This window comes from Proteiniphilum sp. (assembly GCF_034331125.1).
GTDB classification, from domain to species: domain Bacteria; phylum Bacteroidota; class Bacteroidia; order Bacteroidales; family Dysgonomonadaceae; genus Proteiniphilum; species Proteiniphilum saccharofermentans.
Genome location: NZ_JAXQGC010000046.1, coordinates 1 through 17,867, shown reverse-complemented (window position 1 = coordinate 17,867; position 17,867 = coordinate 1). Strand labels below are relative to the sequence as shown.

General features: G+C 45.0%; 12 protein-coding genes. 7 read left to right on the top strand and 5 right to left on the bottom strand.

The window, feature by feature from the left end; genetic code table 11:
• The first annotated feature begins 75 nt into the window (after window positions 1-75).
• Window positions 76-2,064, top strand: a complete 1,989-nt coding sequence (locus U2P89_RS11295) for a DUF4954 family protein (RefSeq protein ID WP_091907179.1) — start codon at window positions 76-78, stop codon at window positions 2,062-2,064.
• 13 nt (window positions 2,065-2,077) lie between these two features.
• A complete protein-coding gene (gene epsC, locus U2P89_RS11290) occupies window positions 2,078-2,899 on the top strand; it encodes a serine O-acetyltransferase EpsC (RefSeq protein ID WP_322191453.1) in 822 nt (273 codons plus the stop codon).
• A 16-nt stretch (window positions 2,900-2,915) separates the two neighbouring features.
• On the opposite strand, the gene mfd is transcribed toward epsC, so the two are convergent.
• Window positions 2,916-6,266, bottom strand: coding sequence for a transcription-repair coupling factor (gene mfd / locus U2P89_RS11285; protein ID WP_322191452.1), 3,351 nt, complete (start codon window positions 6,264-6,266; stop codon window positions 2,916-2,918).
• Between the two features lie 73 nt (window positions 6,267-6,339).
• On the opposite strand from mfd, the gene U2P89_RS11280 reads away from it, so the two are divergent.
• Both U2P89_RS11280 and glgP read left to right on the top strand, forming a co-directional pair.
• Entirely contained in the window at window positions 6,340-8,025 is a 1,686-nt protein-coding gene (locus U2P89_RS11280; protein WP_322191451.1) for a glycogen/starch synthase, read from the top strand.
• Between the two features lie 133 nt (window positions 8,026-8,158).
• Window positions 8,159-10,723 (top strand): alpha-glucan family phosphorylase, encoded by a 2,565-nt coding sequence (gene glgP / locus U2P89_RS11275; protein WP_322191450.1) that lies wholly within the window; start codon window positions 8,159-8,161, stop codon window positions 10,721-10,723.
• A 130-nt stretch (window positions 10,724-10,853) separates the two neighbouring features.
• Here glgP and U2P89_RS11270 read toward each other — a convergent pair whose 3' ends face one another.
• The 3 genes from U2P89_RS11270 to U2P89_RS11260 form a co-directional block, all read right to left on the bottom strand.
• The gene (locus U2P89_RS11270; protein WP_092025128.1) at window positions 10,854-11,330 is read right to left on the bottom strand and encodes a helix-turn-helix domain-containing protein; all 477 of its coding nucleotides are present in this window, start codon (window positions 11,328-11,330) and stop codon (window positions 10,854-10,856) included.
• Window positions 11,320-11,730, bottom strand: coding sequence for a hypothetical protein (locus U2P89_RS11265; protein ID WP_322191449.1), 411 nt, complete (start codon window positions 11,728-11,730; stop codon window positions 11,320-11,322). Before U2P89_RS11265 ends, U2P89_RS11270 begins: the two co-directional genes overlap by 11 nt.
• 188 nt (window positions 11,731-11,918) lie before the next feature.
• On the bottom strand, window positions 11,919-13,592 hold the full coding sequence (locus U2P89_RS11260) for a hypothetical protein (protein WP_322191448.1): 1,674 nt from the start codon (window positions 13,590-13,592) through the stop codon (window positions 11,919-11,921).
• Between the two features lie 194 nt (window positions 13,593-13,786).
• On the opposite strand from U2P89_RS11260, the gene U2P89_RS11255 reads away from it, so the two are divergent.
• Window positions 13,787-14,998: an MFS transporter gene (locus tag U2P89_RS11255; RefSeq protein ID WP_313381925.1), complete on the top strand. Its 1,212-nt coding sequence runs from the start codon at window positions 13,787-13,789 to the stop codon at window positions 14,996-14,998.
• A 215-nt stretch (window positions 14,999-15,213) separates the two neighbouring features.
• Here U2P89_RS11255 and U2P89_RS11250 read toward each other — a convergent pair whose 3' ends face one another.
• The gene (locus U2P89_RS11250; protein WP_175533503.1) at window positions 15,214-16,518 is read right to left on the bottom strand and encodes an ATP-binding protein; all 1,305 of its coding nucleotides are present in this window, start codon (window positions 16,516-16,518) and stop codon (window positions 15,214-15,216) included.
• Between the two features lie 482 nt (window positions 16,519-17,000).
• Between U2P89_RS11250 and U2P89_RS11245 the strand changes: the two genes are divergently transcribed.
• On the top strand, window positions 17,001-17,315 hold the full coding sequence (locus U2P89_RS11245) for a nucleotidyltransferase domain-containing protein (protein ID WP_091907155.1): 315 nt from the start codon (window positions 17,001-17,003) through the stop codon (window positions 17,313-17,315).
• Entirely contained in the window at window positions 17,312-17,716 is a 405-nt protein-coding gene (locus U2P89_RS11240) for a HEPN domain-containing protein (RefSeq protein ID WP_322191447.1), read from the top strand. Before U2P89_RS11245 ends, U2P89_RS11240 begins: the two co-directional genes overlap by 4 nt.
• Window positions 17,717-17,867: the final 151 nt, after the last annotated feature.

The following is a 17,867-nucleotide window of genomic DNA, read 5'->3' as shown; positions in this document are numbered from 1 at the left end:
TCCGGGGTCTCGTTTTTTCATTTAGCACATTTAACTACACTTCGTCCCGTTGAACGTTGTTTGTCACATTAAATTATGCAAGATCACAGAAATTTAACGCAGTCCGAAATCGATCAGTTGGAGAAAAACGGATGCAGTTGTACTGACTGGGGGTTGGTGACAGTAAAAGAAGGCTTCAACCCACGTTATGTACGTGAAAGCCACTTCTCCGGCAAGGTTGAAATTGGCATCTTTGAGAAAATTTTCTCTTTGCCCGGCGGACTACAGAAACATGCCGGCATCAATCGCGCCGTGATCCATAACTGCACCATCGGCGATAATGTAATGATCGAGAATGTGCAAAATTATATCGCCAACTATACTATTGGCGATAATTGTTTCATTCAGAATATAGACGTGATCCTGGTCGACGGGATGACGACCTTCGGAAACGGAGTGCAGGTCAACGTACTAAACGAAACCGGAGGACGGGAAGTACATATCAACGACAAGCTCTCAGCCCATTTTGCCTATATCTACTCACTTTATCGCCATCGCCCGAAACTGGTTGAACGGATGAAGGCGATCATCGATTATTATTGCGATAAGCACTCATCCGACAGGGGGATTATAGAACATGATTGCAAGATCGTGAATGTAGGCTATATCAAAAATGTGCGGATAGGCTCTTTCTGTAAGATCACCGGTGCGATGAAACTCAAGAACGGCAGCATCAACAGCAATGAATATGATCCGGTTTATATCGGACGGAATGTGATTGCCGAAGATTTTATTATCTGCTCCGGCTCCACGATCGACGGAGGTTCTATTATCTCCCGTTGTTTTATCGGACAGGCTTGCCATATCGATCACGGATATTCCGCTTCCGATTCTCTCTTTTTCAGTAATTGCCAGGGTGAGAACGGTGAAGCATGTGCGCTTTTTGCCGGGCCTTATACCGTCACACACCATAAGTCCACGCTGCTCATTGCAGGGATGTTTTCCTTTATGAATGCCGGATCGGGCTCTAACCAGAGCAACCACATGTATAAATTGGGGCCTATCCACCAGGGAATCATTGAGCGGGGAGCAAAGACGACCAGTAACTCTTACGTATTGTGGCCTGCCAAGGTGGGACCCTTCTCACTGATCCTGGGACGCCATTCCCAACATGCCGACACATCGAATCTTCCTTTTTCCTACCTCGTAGAAAAAGACAACGGTACCTATATTGCGCCGGGTGTGAATTTACGCAGCGTGGGCACCATCCGTGATGCCAAGAAATGGCCCGAAAGAGACCGCCGGAAAGATCCCGACCGGCTCGACTGCATCAATTTCAACCTACTCAGTCCCTATACGATCCAGAAAGTGTTTGCCGGTGTAGGGATTCTCAAAAACCTCCAGGCTGTGGCCGGGGAAACATCGGAATTTTATACCTTCCAGAGTTGCGTCATCACCAATTCATCACTACTGAGAGGATTGAAACTTTATGAGATCATTATCCACAAATTTCTTGGGAACTCGCTTATCAAGCGTTTAGAGAAAACCCGTTTCAAAAGCAATGAAGAGATCAGGCAGCGGCTCGACCCGCAAGGTGCACCCGGACTGGGAGAATGGGTAGATGTTTCGGGGTTGATCGCCCCCAAATCGGAGATCGACGACCTGCTCTGCAAAATCGAATCGGGGGAGATCACCAAACTGAAGGAGATCAATCATGTGTTCCAGAAACTGCACCAGGACTACTATGAAAACGAATGGACATGGGCCTGGGATAAGATTCAGTCGTTTTACAGTATCAAAGCCGATGAGATTACGGCAGCTGATGTGATCTCCATTGTTGAAAAGTGGAAAGCAGCTGTGATCGGCCTCGATGAGATGATTTACAGCGACGCTAAAAAAGAGTTCTCCCTCTCATTCAAAACCGGTTTTGGTGCTGACGGCAATATCCAGGACCGGGCTATGGATTTCGAATACGTAAGGGGTGCTTTCGATAAGAACCCATTCGTTATAGCCACATTAAAGCATATCGAAGAGAAAAGGGCATTGGGAGACGAATTGATAGAAAGAATAAAAAATATACAATAAACATCCTATTTTTATGACAGACAAGATTGAGGAACTCATCCGGCAGTTCAACCCGCAACCTATACGCATTCCTATTAACAAGTGTGATCTGGAAGAGGTGATAGAAACGCTTATTTCACAAATGTTCCCTATCTGCGACTGTCCGGAACCGGTAGATGTCCATGAAAAGTTAAGGAAAGCAGCCCTGACTCTTCACTCCAACATATCGTCGCTCACTGGTAAACAGAAAGCCGAAGAGATCTCCGAATCGTTTTTCCGGCTATTCCCTTCGCTCAGGGAACGGCTCTATAAAGATGCGGCCTGCTATTTGAAAGCCGACCCTGCAGCCAAGAGCCTGGAAGAAGTGATCCTCACCTACCCCGGATTTTATGCATTATGCGTGCATCGTGTCGCCCATGAACTCCACCGGCTGGGAGTACCCCTGATTGCCAGGCTTTTCTCTGAATATGCACATTCAAAAGTAGGTATTGATATTCATCCCGCCGCCAGGATAGGCAAAAATCTCTTTATGGACCATGGAACGGGGATCGTGATCGGTGAAACGGCCGAGATTGGTAACAACGTAAAGATATATCAGGGTGTAACGCTCGGTGCATTATATGTAGAGAAGAAATTGTCTGACGTAAAACGACATCCGACCGTGGAGGACAACGTGGTGATATACGCCAATGCCACTATTCTGGGAGGAAAGACGGTGGTCGGCCATGACTCGGTAATTGGCGGCGGAGCATGGCTCACGCGGAGTGTAGTCCCCTACTCTCTCGTCTCTAACTCGATAGATGTAAAGATACGGATGGTGAGGGATCTTTCCAGTCCTTATGATTTTGTCATTTGATCCGGCTTCACAGCATCTAAACCGGCATCGTTTCTTCTTTTCCAATCTCCTCCAGCAAAGCAACTGCTGTTTCCACCGTTTCAACATGGCTGATCGCCACCGACCGCTTATTGCCTTTTTCCTGTAAGCGGCACCGTCGCGGTTGTTTCTGCACAAAATCCAACAATTGATCAAATACCGGTGAACTGTAATAGGGCGATTCGGGATTGGAGACCAGGAAGAGGGTCATCTGTCCGTTTTTCAGGACTACCTTCTCAATTCCCAACGACTTGGCGATACGGCGAAGCCGCACAATACGGATAAGTTCCCTGCCCTGTCCCGGAATTCTTCCGAAGCGGTCTTCCAGACGTTTCATAAAGTCCATGATCTCCGTCTCGGACTCCATATTGTCCATTTCACGGTAAATGGCTACACGTTCCGCATCGTTCGGGATATAATTCACCGGGAACATGAGTTCCAGGTCGCTCTCTACCAGGACATCATCCACAAAATTATGCGTCTGAGCCCTTTCCGCCTGCTGTGTATCATATAGTTCGGCGAACTCATCTTTTCGCAACTCCTGTACCGCTTCGGCCAATATCTTCTGATAAGTTTCATACCCCAGGTCGGCAATAAAACCGCTCTGTTCCGCTCCCAGCAGGTTTCCCGCACCACGAATGTCCAGGTCCTGCATCGCGATATGGAGTCCGCTCCCCAACTCGGCGAAATTCTCAATAGCCTGCAAACGTCTCCGCGAATCACTGCTCAGCATATAGAACGGGGGCGCCAGCAGATAACAGAATGCTTTGCGGTTGCTTCGACCTACCCTGCCGCGCAACTGGTGTAAATCGCTCAATCCGAAATTCTGTGCATCCATCACTATAATTGTATTCACATTGGGCATATCGATACCCGATTCGATGATAGTCGTCGCGATCAGGACATCCTGTTCATGATTGATAAAATCGGCAATCACACCTTCTAATTTCTTCGGATCCATCTGACCGTGTCCCACCGCCACGCGTACACCCGGCATCTCTCTCTTGATAAGGGCTTCCAGTTCATAAATATTCCTGATGCGGTTGTTCACTATAAACAGCTGCCCATTCCGGTTCAATTCAAAATTGATCGCATCACGGATAAGCTCTATATCAAACGTATGTACCTCGGTCTGTATGGGATAGCGGTTGGGAGGAGGCGTCCCTATGGTGGAAAGGTCGCGCGACCCCATCAGCGAGAATTGTAGAGTACGCGGGATAGGGGTTGCCGTCATAGTGAGCGTATCCACGTTCACCTTCAACTGTTTGAGTTTCTCTTTGACGGACACCCCAAATTTCTGCTCCTCATCGATGATCAGCAGTCCCAGATCTTTGAACTCCACATCCTTCCCCACCAGTCGATGAGTACCGATAAGGATATCAATCTTTCCCTCTTTTAACCGTAGGAGGATCTCTTTTTGCTCTTTCGCCGAACGGGCGCGGCTCAGGTAATCCACCTTTACCGGGAAATCGGCTAGCCGTTCGCTGAAAGTATGGTAATGCTGGGTTGCCAACACCGTGGTTGGCACCAACACAGCCGTCTGCTTCCCGTCGGTAGCCGCTTTAAAGGCAGCACGGATAGCTATTTCGGTCTTTCCGAAACCTACATCGCCACAGACCAGCCTGTCCATAGGTCTCTCACTCTGCATGTCGGCTTTCACATCGCGGGTAGCTTTCACCTGGTCGGGCGTATCCTCATACATAAACGACGCTTCCAACTCTGTCTGCAGGTAAGTATCCTTCGAAAAGGCATATCCTTTCTCCTGGTGACGCTGGGCATAAAGCTTAATCAGGTCGCGGGCAATATCCTTGATCTTCTTCTTTGTCCGCTCTTTCACCTTCTCCCATGCTCCCGAGCCCAGTTTATTCAGTTGCGGCTCCTCTCCCTCCTTACCTTTGTACTTCGATATCTTATGCAGGGAATGAATGGAAACGAATACCGCGTCATTATTCTTATAGAGAAGTTTGATAACCTCTTGTACCTTGTCGCCGATGCGAAGGCGTACCAGCCCGGAAAACCGGCCGATACCATGGTCCATATGCACCACGTAATCACCCTGTTGAAGTTGGTTGATCTCCTTAAGTGTCAGGGCGATCTTACCTGAACGAGCCTTGTCGGACTTGAGGCTATATTTATGAAAGCGGTCGAAAATCTGATGATCGGTAAAGCAACATATTTTTAATGTATCATCAGAAAATCCTTCATGCAACGTTTTGTTGACCGGTATAAAAGGGATGGGATCATTACGATCCTCGAAAATATGGAAAAGCCTCTTCTGCTGCTTCTCGCTGTCGCTCAAAATATAAATTGTATATCCCTCATCCATAAAACGGTGTAACGATTCGCCCAGCAGATCGAAATTCTTGTGATAGGGAGGCTGCATTGATGTATTGAATTCGATACCGGCATCGGGGGTATCTAACATCTTGGTATCGAAACGTATCTGCCGGAACGGGCGGATACTCTCCAGAAAATCCTTTTTCAAGAGCAGTTCTGCTTTCACAAATTCCTCATCCCTGGGATCGATATGCAGTTCATCCTCGTTGATCGATTCCACCCGGCTTGCAATCCAACGCATATCTTCCGTACCGATCACCGAGTCACCGGGAAGAAGTCCGAAAAGCGAAGCCTCTTTAGATCCGTTACGTCCGAATTCGGGAACGATCCGGATCTCGTTGAACTTCTCTTTAGACAATTGCGTTTCCACGTCGAAATTGCGTATGGTCTCCACCTCATCTCCAAAGAAGTCGATACGGTAGGGATATTCACTCGAAAAAGAGAAGACATCGAGAATACTTCCCCGTACGGCATACTGTCCCGGTTCATATACATAATCTACTATCTGAAACCCCAGGCTGTCGAGCACTTCACTCACAAAAGCACTGTCGACCCGGTCTCCTACCGACACTTTCAGCGTATTTTCCACCAGTTGTTTACGGGAAACGGTTTTCTCCGCCAATGCGTCAGGATAACTGACAATGATCAATGGGCCGGAACCATCCTGCAGGCGGCTTAAAACACCTGCACGAAGTACCTCGTTAGCACGGTCTATCTGCCCGTATTTAGCTGCCCGCTTGTAGGCCGAAGGGAAAAAGAGCACATCAACCGAACCCATCATTTGGGTCAGGTCATGATAGAAATAACCTGCGGTCTCCGCGTCATTTAAAATATAAAGGTAAGTCTGTGGTTGTTTGTGGAATAATTCCCCTGCAAATAAAGCACGGGAAGAGCCGTGCAAACCCGTCACTGATAAGACTTGGATCTCTTTCAGCAGTGAGCCTGCAGCCGCCAGGTTGGGATGCTTTCCAATCACCTGTTGTAATTGGCCAATGTCAATTGTTTCAACCATTCAGAAGAAAGTTACAAAGATAAGCCATTTTTTTTATTATCTTTGCCCCCCGGAGACAAGAAAACAATCATATATGGAGATAGATGCCAGGCACACACCTGACTACCTCTTCGAGGCCAGTTGGGAAGTGTGTAACAAAGTGGGCGGAATTTATACCGTCCTATCCACACGGGCCAATATTCTACAGAAAACTTATAAAGACCACGTATTTTTCATTGGGCCCGATGTGTGGGGAGAACAGGAAAGCCCCTGGTTCAAGGAAGATAAGAAGCTCTTTGGGTCATGGTGCGATTACGCATCACGCAACCAACATTTACCTATCCGTATTGGGCGGTGGAAGATACCCGGAGAACCTATTGTTTTTTTAATAAAGTTCGATGCATTCTTCGAAAAGCAGAATGACATCTACGCGGAAATGTGGATGGATTACGGCGTTGACTCGATAGCAGCTTATGGCGACTATCACGAAGCGACCATGTTTGCCTATGCTACAGGAGTGGTTATTGAAAGTTTTTACCGCTTTCATCACCTTGAGGCGGAGAATGTGATCGCCCATTTCAATGAGTGGATGACAGGCGCGGCAGCCCTTTATATCAAGAAACATGTTCCCAAGATTGCCACCCTCTTCACCACCCATGCTACCTCCATCGGTCGCTCCATTGCCGGCAACAACCTCCCACTGTACGATCATCTTGAAAGATACAACGGGGACCAGATGGCACGCCAGTTGAATATGGCTGCCAAGCATTCTATTGAGAAGAAGGCGGCACATAATGTTGATTGTTTCACTACAGTGAGTGATATTACCGCTGCGGAATGCGCACAACTGTTGCAACGATTACCCGACATAGTCACACCCAACGGATTTGAAAAAGATTTTATACCCAAAGGGGTTAATCACAGCCGGGCAAGGAAGAAAGCACGAAAAGTACTGCTCAATGTCGCCGAAAAGATGGTGGGGCATACCATCCATCCTGACGCATTGCTGATTGCCACCAGTGGCAGGTATGAATACAAAAACAAAGGTATCGATGTGTTTATCGATGCAATGAACCTGCTCCGGAAAATGCCGGAACTGACAAAGGATGTCATTGCCTTTATCATGGTACCCGGATGGGTAAAAGGGCCGCGTAAAAATCTTCAGGAACGCCTCTCCTCCGGGGAACCGTTATCAACCGGAAATTGCCCCTTTATCACCCATGAGCTGGTAGAACCACAGCACGACATGGTAATGAACCAGATCAGGCGTTTGGGATTCTGTAATGACGAGAGGGAGAGAGTAAAGATCATCTTCGTGCCTTCTTATCTGAATGGTGATGACGGGATTTTCAATCTTCCCTATTACGACCTGCTGATCGGGCTCGATATGACCGTCTTTCCATCCTATTACGAACCATGGGGTTACACACCGCATGAGAGTGTCGCCTTTTCTGTCCCTACCATCACCACAACCTTGGCAGGATTCGGTGTCTGGGCTAAAAAAGAGGGTGACAGGAAAGAGGGAATAAATGATGGTATTGAAGTAATTTACCGCAATGATGGGAATTATACGGAGGTGGCAGAGGAGATTGCCGCACTTGTACACGAGTTGTCACTAAAGAGCAACGAGCAGGTGAAAATATTAAAGCAAAGTGCGGCTGCACTGGCTGATATGGCAGACTGGGGACACTTCATTCGTTATTATAAGGAAGCTTATAGCAAAGCATTGCATAACTCATTTGTCAGATTATCGTATCCTTATAAACTTAAAACAGAATAAAAGTGTTATACTTGCCGTATAAGATTCAAAATTCAAAATTCAAAATTCAAGATTCAAGATTCAAAATTCAAGATTCAAGATTTTAGTTTTTAGATTTAGGATCTAGGATATAAGATAATAAAAATCATAAAAAATGATAATTCAATCAAGTTATTCGAACACACCCATCTGGAAAGATATCCACGTACATGCAGAATTGCCTGAGCAATTGCGTCCTCTGGAAGAGATCGCCCATAATTTGTGGTGGGTATGGAATGAAGAGGCGAAAGCCATATTTGAGATATTAGACCCGCAGGAGTGGGAAAAGAGCGGAAAGAATCCGGTGGTATTATTACAGAATCTGCGTTCTGAGGCCACTGAAAAAGCATTGAACAACAATGAACTTTTAGAACGTATTCAAAGGGCCTATAGGTCATTCAAAAATTATATGAGTGTCCCTCATGACAATGAGCGACCAAGCGTGGCCTACTTCAGCATGGAATATGGCCTGTCACATGTATTGAAAATCTATTCCGGCGGTTTGGGTATCCTGGCCGGTGATTATCTAAAGGAGGCGAGCGACAGTAATGTAAATATGACTGCGGTAGGATTTCTCTATCGCTACGGATATTTTACGCAAACCCTCTCTATAGACGGTCAGCAGATTGCCAATTACGAAGCCCAAAACTTCGGAAATCTCCCCATTACCCAGGTGATGAATGAAGATGGATCACCCATGATCCTCGAAGTACCCTTCCATGACCGCCCTATTTATTCACATGTATGGAAGGTGGCGGTAGGACGCATCAATCTCTACCTGATGGATACCGATTTGGAATATAACAGTGAGTACGACCGGCCTATCACCCATCAGTTATATGGAGGCGACTGGGAGAACCGTATGAAACAGGAATTCTTACTCGGTGTCGGCGGTATATTGTTATTAAAGAAATTGGGGATCCGTAAGGATGTATACCACATGAACGAAGGCCATGCAGCTTTCATCAACATCCAGCGTCTGCATGATTATGTGATTGAAGAAGGCCTTTCCTTCCAGGAAGCACTGGAGGTGGTACGTGCATCTTCACTCTACACAGTACATACGCCGGTACCGGCAGGGCACGACTATTTCGACGAGCCGCTGATTTCCAAGTATATGTCGCCAATGATTCAAAGCATCGGTATCCCCTGGCGGCAATTCATGGATATGGGACGCGACAATCCCGGATCACATGAAAAATTCTCCATGAGCGTATTTGCATTGAATACCGCACAAGAAGCCAACGGAGTAAGCAAACTCCATGGAAGCGTTTCACAAAAGATGTTCCAGCCGGTATGGAAAGGTTATTTCCCTGAGGAATTGCACGTAGGTTATGTGACCAACGGCGTCCATCTGCCCAGTTGGGCCACTTCCTCGGTAAAAGCGCTCTACGAAAAGTATTTCGGCGAATCGTTTTACAAAGACCAGTCAAATACCGACATCTGGAAAAATATTTATAATGTGAGCGACGACGAACTGTGGAAGCTCCGCATGCATCTAAAAAAGAAACTGGTTGATTATATCCAGGTAGAGTTCAAAGAGGGATGGCTCAAAAACCAGGCTGCTCCTTCAAGGATTATGAATATGCTGGAAGAGGTCAATCCCAATGCACTATTGATCGGGTTCTCCAGACGTTTTGCCACTTATAAGCGGGCACATCTGCTGTTTACCGATCTTGACCGCTTGTCGAAAATCGTAAATAACCCCAAATACCCGGTACAGTTCATTTTTGCCGGTAAAGCGCATCCGGCCGATGGAGGCGGGCAAGGGTTAATCAAACAGATCGTGGAGATATCACGTCGTCCCGAGTTCCTCGGTAAGATCATCTTCCTTGAGAATTATGATATGCGTTTGGCCAAACGTCTTGTCTCCGGTGTGGATATCTGGCTGAATACCCCTACCCGTGCACAGGAAGCATCCGGAACATCCGGCGAGAAAGCGGAAATGAACGGTGTGTTGAACCTGTCGGTACTCGACGGATGGTGGTATGAAGGTTACAAAGAGGGTGCCGGCTGGGCGTTGACCGACGAAAGGACTTACGACAACCAACATTACCAGGATGAACTGGATGCCTCTACCATCTACTCTCTACTTGAAAACGAAATCGTTCCGCTCTATTATGCGCATAACAGCAATGGCTACTCGCACGAGTGGATACAATACATCAAGAAGTCGATGGCAGAAATAGCGCCCCACTTCACTACCAAACGCATGATGGATGATTATTTCGACCGTTTCTACAACAAATTGGCTAAACGTTCGCACCTGCTTCAGGAGAACGGCTACGCGAAAGCCAAAGAGATCGTGAAATGGAAAATAGATACAGTATCGAAGTGGGATCACCTTGAGGTAGTCAAATTAGAATTCAATCCCAATCAGAAGGCCAATTTCAACAATGGGCACAACGAAGTCTACGGACAGGTTGTAATCGACAGAAAAGATATGAAATGCGATCTGGGTGTTGAATGTGTAGTGGTAGACCACGATACGATGAATAATGAGCCTCAGTTTGTACAGTCATATGAGCTCGATCTTGTCAAGACCGAAGGATCACTGCTTTATTTCGAAGCACGCAAAGCGTTGAACGATCCGGGTACACACCAGTATGGCTTGCGGGTATATCCCAAGAATGCCGATTTACCCCACAGAATGGATTTCGCATATATGCGATGGATATAATACAGTCGCCAATGAGATAAAAAAAGCGCCCTCTCACGAGTAGCGCTTTTTTGATTTCACCGACACACAAAGAAATAGTAATCGAAACCGATTCGAAGATTGTGCCTATCTTATTAATCAAAGGGTAGAGTCAGATAGCATTCGATAATCTGCTTCTATGCGGTGAAATACCAAACCTCTTACTATAAGCGTTCACCAAATGCGACACGCTTTTGAAGTCATACATCTTGGATATCTCGGTAATACTAATATCAGAGTTAAGTACCAGAGACTGTATCTCTTCCATTTTCCGATCGAGCATCCACTGATAGGGCGTTTGTCCGAAGCATTTCTTGAAGTGGCGTGTAAATGTCCTTAGACAGTCATATTTGCATAGTTTTGCCAGTTCATTCATATTTCTTGCAGAAGAGTAATTACTCAACACACTATCCTCAAAGCGTTTTGATTTTGAAGTACGCGGGATCAGTTTCACAAGTACGATCTCATTATCGGGCGATGGAGTAACCTTGCTCTTCAACCCGTCCGAGAAAGTAAATGTGCATGATGCCACATCCGTCAGCAAATATTTGCGTACGTCTTCTTTGTTTATTTTAGCCTTAGCGTCCATAAGATTCTTTTTTAAATGTTCCTGTATATACTTCCGTACCGAGTGTAATACGTATGGTGTATTGTCCTGCACGGAGGCCGGAAAGATTCACTACACCAAAACCCATGTCATACACTTCGATATAACTCTGCCTTACTTCCCTCGGGCCGATGATCTCAACCCATGCGCCACCACGATAGTTTTGTACGGATATGGAGATCACGCTTTGGGAATTGAATGCTTCCACAACCGGTTCCGCAGGTTGAACGCCGAGCGTGCTGCTCATCGCGCTTGCGCTCCGGGTGGTACCACCAAGTCTGCCCAATTCAATCCTGTCCGCAGTCTCACTTTGTGCGGAGACCGAAAACAAAAACGCGCTACACATTGTCATAAATAAAAATACCCACATTGTCTTTTTCATATCCATTCTTTTTAAAAAAAGTTATAATGATACTTTGTTTGAAATTAATTATGAATTACAGACACAAAATAACAGAGTAATGACAGGAAAAACAATACCCCATCGTTTTTTTAACGGCATAAAATAAGATAAAATACTGTTTATAAGAAAATTAAATACATTCAGTTTAACGGTGCTTTCCGGCATTTTTACTCATGGAACAGGGTCGTATCCATGTTTTTTTCCTGCATTTTCTTCTTGAGTTGTGATTTTCTCACCCTGACACTTTCCAGACTGGTATTCATAAAAGTGGCCAGTTGACGGTTATCGGCGTCGCATGCCAGGAGCATCAGTAACATTTTTTCGGTAGTATTCAATATGCCCTCCTCGTCTTTCAGGCGGGTATAGGCATAAAAAGTTTCATCGTCCGTTGCGATAGCTTTGGTTATATCTCGCAAATCGGTGTCGGTATTTTTCAAGATTTTCTCCATCTCCCGGTAAACCTTCGGGTGGGAAGAGATATAGCGCTGCGTAAGCGTTTCGATTTCCCCCTGCAGGAAGGCAAGCCTGCCCGAGATATGGCTGTAGAGTTGCAGCAACCATTTGCGTTTGTCCGCCTCTTCCCTTAATATCTTGGCCTGCAGTTCCTGCTGCTGCATCTTGTACTCGGCATTCAACAGTTTCAACCTGGCAGTTCTCCTTACTTTCCAGGCGTACATCAGGATAAAGACCAGTACGATCACCAGCATCAACGCGCCGATAATCACAAGAAGGCTCTGCTGGCGCGCCCTGAGCGCCTCGTTCTCCGCTTCCGACAGGTCGTATTTCTTTTCCAGTTCCACGATCCGGGTATCCAACCGGTCACTAATAGATTGATTATGTAGTTTGAAAGCGCTTCTCAGGTATTGGTTGGATAAGGCGAAATTTCCCTGTTTCTCGGCAATATTGGCTACATTCTGATAAAAAAGGTAGTTCTGCCTGTATGTCGTATCTTCGATACAATCAATAGCCATATGCGCATACAACATGGCGCTATCCAACTGTTCCAACCCGACATATCTGTAGGAAATATTGTAATACAGCCTTGATAACGCAATGTTCTCCTTCTGCCTGTATGTGACCCGGAGCAATTCCTTCTCTCTCTCCAGCGCCTTCTCCGGTTCACCGATCATATCATAATAAATAGATTGTGCATTTAAAATAAAATAGTCTTTTCCGGCTAACCGGCTGTAAAAGGACGAGAGGGTATCCAGGTATAACTTACCCCTGTCTAATTTCTCCTGCACCATCTCATTCCAATAGAGCGCCAAATAGGTATCGAATAAATGAATGGAGTCACGTTCTTCACGTGCATAATCAAGTGTTCTACGGAAGTACTCATCTGCCGACGCATAGTTTCGGTTATTATAGTTGACATTACCTAGAAAATAGTTTATAAGATAACCCAATGAGGGATTAGGAGTAGGCATTAAGGAGAAGAGCCTGCCGGCCTCTCTAAGAGGCTCATACACGGTACTATCCCTCACTCCCAATCGGGTACGGACAATACCCTGATAAGCCAGGGCACGGATATAGTTACTACTTTTAGGATCATAAATACGATAATAGTCTGTGACAGAATTGATCAGGGAGTCACTGGTGAAATTGACATAGGTTTTATCATCAGAGATTACCTTTAACAGGCCATAATATTCCCTGTTGGGACGGTCCAGATCGTCAGGATCCAACTGCTGAAGGCTATCCGACACAAGTTGCGGCATAGCGTCGATCATACTATCCCATTGCGATAAGCGTTGATATACATGCTCATCAGCCTTGTCGTTACATGAATTACATATAACAAGACAAACCAGTGACAGTAAAAAAAAGAATAAGCGCCGCATTTGTTATAATCTCAAATGAAAAAGAGTACAAATATAGTATTTTTTTTTCTGCGATGTCCGAATTTTACAATTTTGAGTACACCCATTAACCGATATTATTATCCTAAATTCTGTCAATCAGTAAACTGTTATTACTTTTGTGCCGTTATAGCACTACCGTTTATTATATCAACGGTCTTTTAGCATTAAACAGGATGAATAATAATTGGAAGAGAGCCTTTGCGATCATCTGGAGTGGTCAGTTTTTCTCTATACTGACCAGCAGCCTTGTTAATTTCGCCATCATCATATGGCTCAGCCTTGAAACCGGCTCAGCCGAAATGCTTGCATGGGCAGCTATTGCCGGCATATTACCTCAAACGTTGATTGGCCCTTTTACCGGCGCATTGATAGACCGTTGGGATCGTAAACGGATCATGATGTTTGCCGACTCCTTTATCGCGTTGTGCACCTTGATACTGGCAATTCTTTTTTGGCGCGATATAGCACAGGTATGGCACATATTCGGTTTATTGGGATTGCGCTCGATAGGTTCGGCATTCCATATGCCGGCCATGCAGGCTTCAGTTCCATTACTTGCTCCGACAGACCAGTTAACCCGCATTGCGGGAGTGAACCAGATTATCGCCTCGGTCAGCCAGATTGCCGGACCTGCTCTTGGGGCTATGCTGATAACGATATGGGATATAGAATATGTGCTTCTGTTTGACGTAATCGGAGCGCTGCTGGCGGTCACATCACTTTTTTTCGTACATATACCCAATCCGGAAAAGGAAGAAGGTGTAGAAAGGGACATTCTCAAGGAGATGAAAGAGGGAGCCATGATCATACTCAGGAACCGGGGCTTAAGCCTTGTTTTTCTATATTCCATATTGGTAGTATTCTTTCTGGTTCCTATTAGCGTACTGTTTCCCCTGATGACGCTGGAATATTTCAAAGGGACAGAGTTCCAGGCCGGAATCATAGAAGCGATATGGAGTGTGGGCGCACTGGCGGGAGGCGCGATCATGGGAGCAAAGGTCTATAAGGTCAATCGCGTAGCTTTGGTCAACTGGATGTACCTTTTGTGCGGGCTCACCTTTTTCTTGTCCGGAATCCTATCTCCCGACGGTTTTGTCTGGTTTGCCGTACTGACTGCTGTCGGAGGTGTTTCGGGCGCCGTTTACAACTCGGCCTTCACAGGTTTGGTACAGACCAAAATAGATCCGACAGCCCTCGGCAGGGTTTTCTCCATGTTTTTTACTATCAGCCTTATACCGGCAATGTTGGGGTTGATAGGGATCGGCTTCCTTGCCGACGGGTTAGGCCTCACCACATCTTTTATCCTGTCCGGCGCCATAATCATTGTTATAGGGGTCGCCGCTTTCCTCACCCCTCCCGCCATGCGGCTCGACCGGCAAGGGTAAGTAACTTTTTATGCATTCGTCTACCTATTTTATCGCTCCGGGTATTTCGTTTAATAACATATACATGGGGTTTTCGTTATCGTATCGTGTAATTCAATTCTGGAAATGACTTCGTCCGATACGAATGACAGGTTGACGTCATTACGTTTCAACCCCTGAAATATTTCTTACAATTTTGGAATTGAATTCCAAAATTGTAAACTTCAACTTCTGTGCTATGGCTCTAAAATATCCTGTATAGCCAAGGCATACAAGGGGATGTTAATTAACCTATCCTGTTCCCGGTAGTCGGACATGGAAATCCTTAGAGCAACATCCGGATTGTATTTTTGACAATAGGATTGTAAGCTTTTTGCTTTGAGGTTTTCTTCGGCTTTTACTTCAATTGGGATTACTTTTCCGGAATATTGTATGACAAAGTCCACTTCTGCCGTTGCTTTTTCAGCAGACCAATAAAAAATCGGCATATCCGGGTTGACAATAAGTTGCTGGAGCACATATTGTTCGGTCAACGCGCCTTTAAATTCTTCAAAGATAGCATTACCTTCCAATAGTGTTTTCACGTCTATATCCCCCATAGCGGCCAACAAACCGACATCTGACATATATATTTTAAATGCGGAATTGTCGGCATACCCTTTCAGCGGAATATCCGGTTTGGAAATCCGTTTGATCTGGTATATGAGACCACAGTCGATAAGCCACATCAAGGCCATCTCATATTCCCTTGCACGGGCTCCTTTTTTTATCAACCCGAAAATAAACTTCCTGTTTTCTTTTGATAATTGACTGGGGATAGAATTCCATAGCTGCCGCAAACGCGGAACAACATCAGGAGGTACATGTTTAGAAAAATCCTGATCATAGGCAGTCAGAATTTCTTTTTGAATACTTCTCACCTCATCATAATCATTATTATGAATAAACGAAGAAACAACTTCCGGCATCCCCCCGATATAATAATAGTGGCGCAAAAAATAGCTGTATTTTTCTTTAAACGTCCTCACGAGTCCCCAGTCTCTGCTTTGTAAAAGGTCTAACAGAGGTTTCTGATGAAGGGCCGACAAAAACTCAGCGAAATTCAACGGATAAAGCTCCATGAATTCGACTTTCCCGACGGGGAAGGACTTTGTACTATGTAATGAAATGCCCAATAAAGAACCGGCCGCGATTATATGATATTCGGGCGCATTTTCACAGAAGTACTTTAACGAGGTAAGCCCTCCCTCAGCTTCCTGTATCTCATCAAAAACAATTAACGTGTTCTCCGCATGCACCTGTATCCCTGTCTCAATCTGTATGGCATTGATAATCCTTGGAATATCAAAATCAGAGGAGAATAAACCTTGCATGATTCTTGACTCCTCAAAATTGATATATGCCATTTGTGCATACTCTTCTTTACCGAATTTTTTTATCAGCCACGTTTTTCCTACCTGACGTGCTCCGCGCACAATAAGCGGTTTTCTTTTCGCCTTATGCTTCCACGTTTTTAGATGATTCATTGCTATTCTTTCCATATCAATATTGTGCTTTTAAAGAAATTACCCGAGGAAACCATGCGCAAAGATACATTTTTCCAAAGGATAATATGTTATAAAATACATTTTTTCAAAGGATATTTTGAAAACTTATCACCCCGAGTCCTAAAAGCATACAATTATTCACTTTTTCATTACAAATATCTCGAAACCGAAAAAACGATCAACGCCCTCCAGGCACTTACGGATTCTTTACCGTAACCGCCTCTTTAACAACACTTCTAATCCAGAGTGTATTTTCAGGCATACATGGGGTTTTCATTATCGTATCGTGTAATTCAATTCTGGAAATCGTTCGCGAAATAATGAACTTTTGTTTATTTCTCAAATATTTTTACTATATCGGACACTTACCACGAAGAGGACAGACCGGATATCAACTCCAGTCTTTAAAAACTTCTAGGATAAATTGCCGTTTTCAAACACAAAATGCATATATTTGCAAGAAAAGGAGTTCAGTCATGAAACGGAATTTCATTCTACGGCAAATAAAAAAGCGGCTGCAACGGATCAATCCTAATGCGACAGTAATTGTTTATGGAAGTGAGGCTCGGGGTGATGCACGCCCGGATAGTGATATTGACCTACTCATTTTGATCGATAAAACGAGAATCTCCGTTGAAGAAGAAAAGGAAATCATAGGGGAAGTAAGTGATTTGTCATTAGCAACAGGGGTATTGATCAATTCTATCATCCTCCCCAAAAGACAGTGGGAAAACCGCCCATTGATAACCCCTTTTTACCTTAATGTTATGAACGAAGGAATCATACTATGAAAGGGGAAATGACGGAAGAAATGATAGATGCCTTGGCAATGTATCGCCTGCAACGGGCTAAAGACACAGTACAAGAAGCTATAGATATGCTTGAAAAAGAGCATTATAATGCGGCGATCAACCGCTTATATTATGCCTCCTATTATGCCGTCTCGGCCCTTCTCGTGAAAAATGGAATTCAGGTACATACTCATTCCGGCACAAAGCAGATGTTTGGGATGCATTTTATTGTCAACGGCAAACTTCCCCGTAGTTATAACATCACCTATAATGAACTTTTTGATAAACGCCATAGCGGTGATTATGATGATTTTCTATTTTTCGACAGAGAGACCGTGGAGAGATTAATCCCTGAGACAGAGGCATTCATCCAAGCAATTCAGCAGTTAATTGAGCAATAAATGAAAAACAAATCCATGTCAATTTGCAGTTATTTACTCCACATATCCTGTACCAAGTCGAATTATCAGAAAAAGAAAAATTATTTTGTTTCCTGAATAATCGAGTAGGTAGGGGGATTACTCCCCCGCCCTCTCACACCACCCGGCTTGC

Excerpts from the sequence above, each read along its gene's own strand:
- U2P89_RS11295 (WP_091907179.1), top strand. The coding sequence starts at position 76 with ATGCAAGATCACAGAAATTTAACGCAGTCCGAAATCGATCAGTTGGAG.
- epsC (WP_322191453.1), top strand. The coding sequence starts at position 2,078 with ATGACAGACAAGATTGAGGAACTCATCCGGCAGTTCAACCCGCAACCT.
- mfd (WP_322191452.1), bottom strand. The coding sequence starts at position 6,266 with ATGGTTGAAACAATTGACATTGGCCAATTACAACAGGTGATTGGAAAG.
- U2P89_RS11280 (WP_322191451.1), top strand. The coding sequence starts at position 6,340 with ATGGAGATAGATGCCAGGCACACACCTGACTACCTCTTCGAGGCCAGT.
- glgP (WP_322191450.1), top strand. The coding sequence starts at position 8,159 with ATGATAATTCAATCAAGTTATTCGAACACACCCATCTGGAAAGATATC.
- U2P89_RS11270 (WP_092025128.1), bottom strand. The coding sequence starts at position 11,330 with ATGGACGCTAAGGCTAAAATAAACAAAGAAGACGTACGCAAATATTTG.
- U2P89_RS11265 (WP_322191449.1), bottom strand. The coding sequence starts at position 11,730 with ATGAAAAAGACAATGTGGGTATTTTTATTTATGACAATGTGTAGCGCG.
- U2P89_RS11260 (WP_322191448.1), bottom strand. The coding sequence starts at position 13,592 with ATGCGGCGCTTATTCTTTTTTTTACTGTCACTGGTTTGTCTTGTTATA.
- U2P89_RS11255 (WP_313381925.1), top strand. The coding sequence starts at position 13,787 with ATGAATAATAATTGGAAGAGAGCCTTTGCGATCATCTGGAGTGGTCAG.
- U2P89_RS11250 (WP_175533503.1), bottom strand. The coding sequence starts at position 16,518 with ATGGAAAGAATAGCAATGAATCATCTAAAAACGTGGAAGCATAAGGCG.
- U2P89_RS11245 (WP_091907155.1), top strand. The coding sequence starts at position 17,001 with ATGAAACGGAATTTCATTCTACGGCAAATAAAAAAGCGGCTGCAACGG.
- U2P89_RS11240 (WP_322191447.1), top strand. The coding sequence starts at position 17,312 with ATGAAAGGGGAAATGACGGAAGAAATGATAGATGCCTTGGCAATGTAT.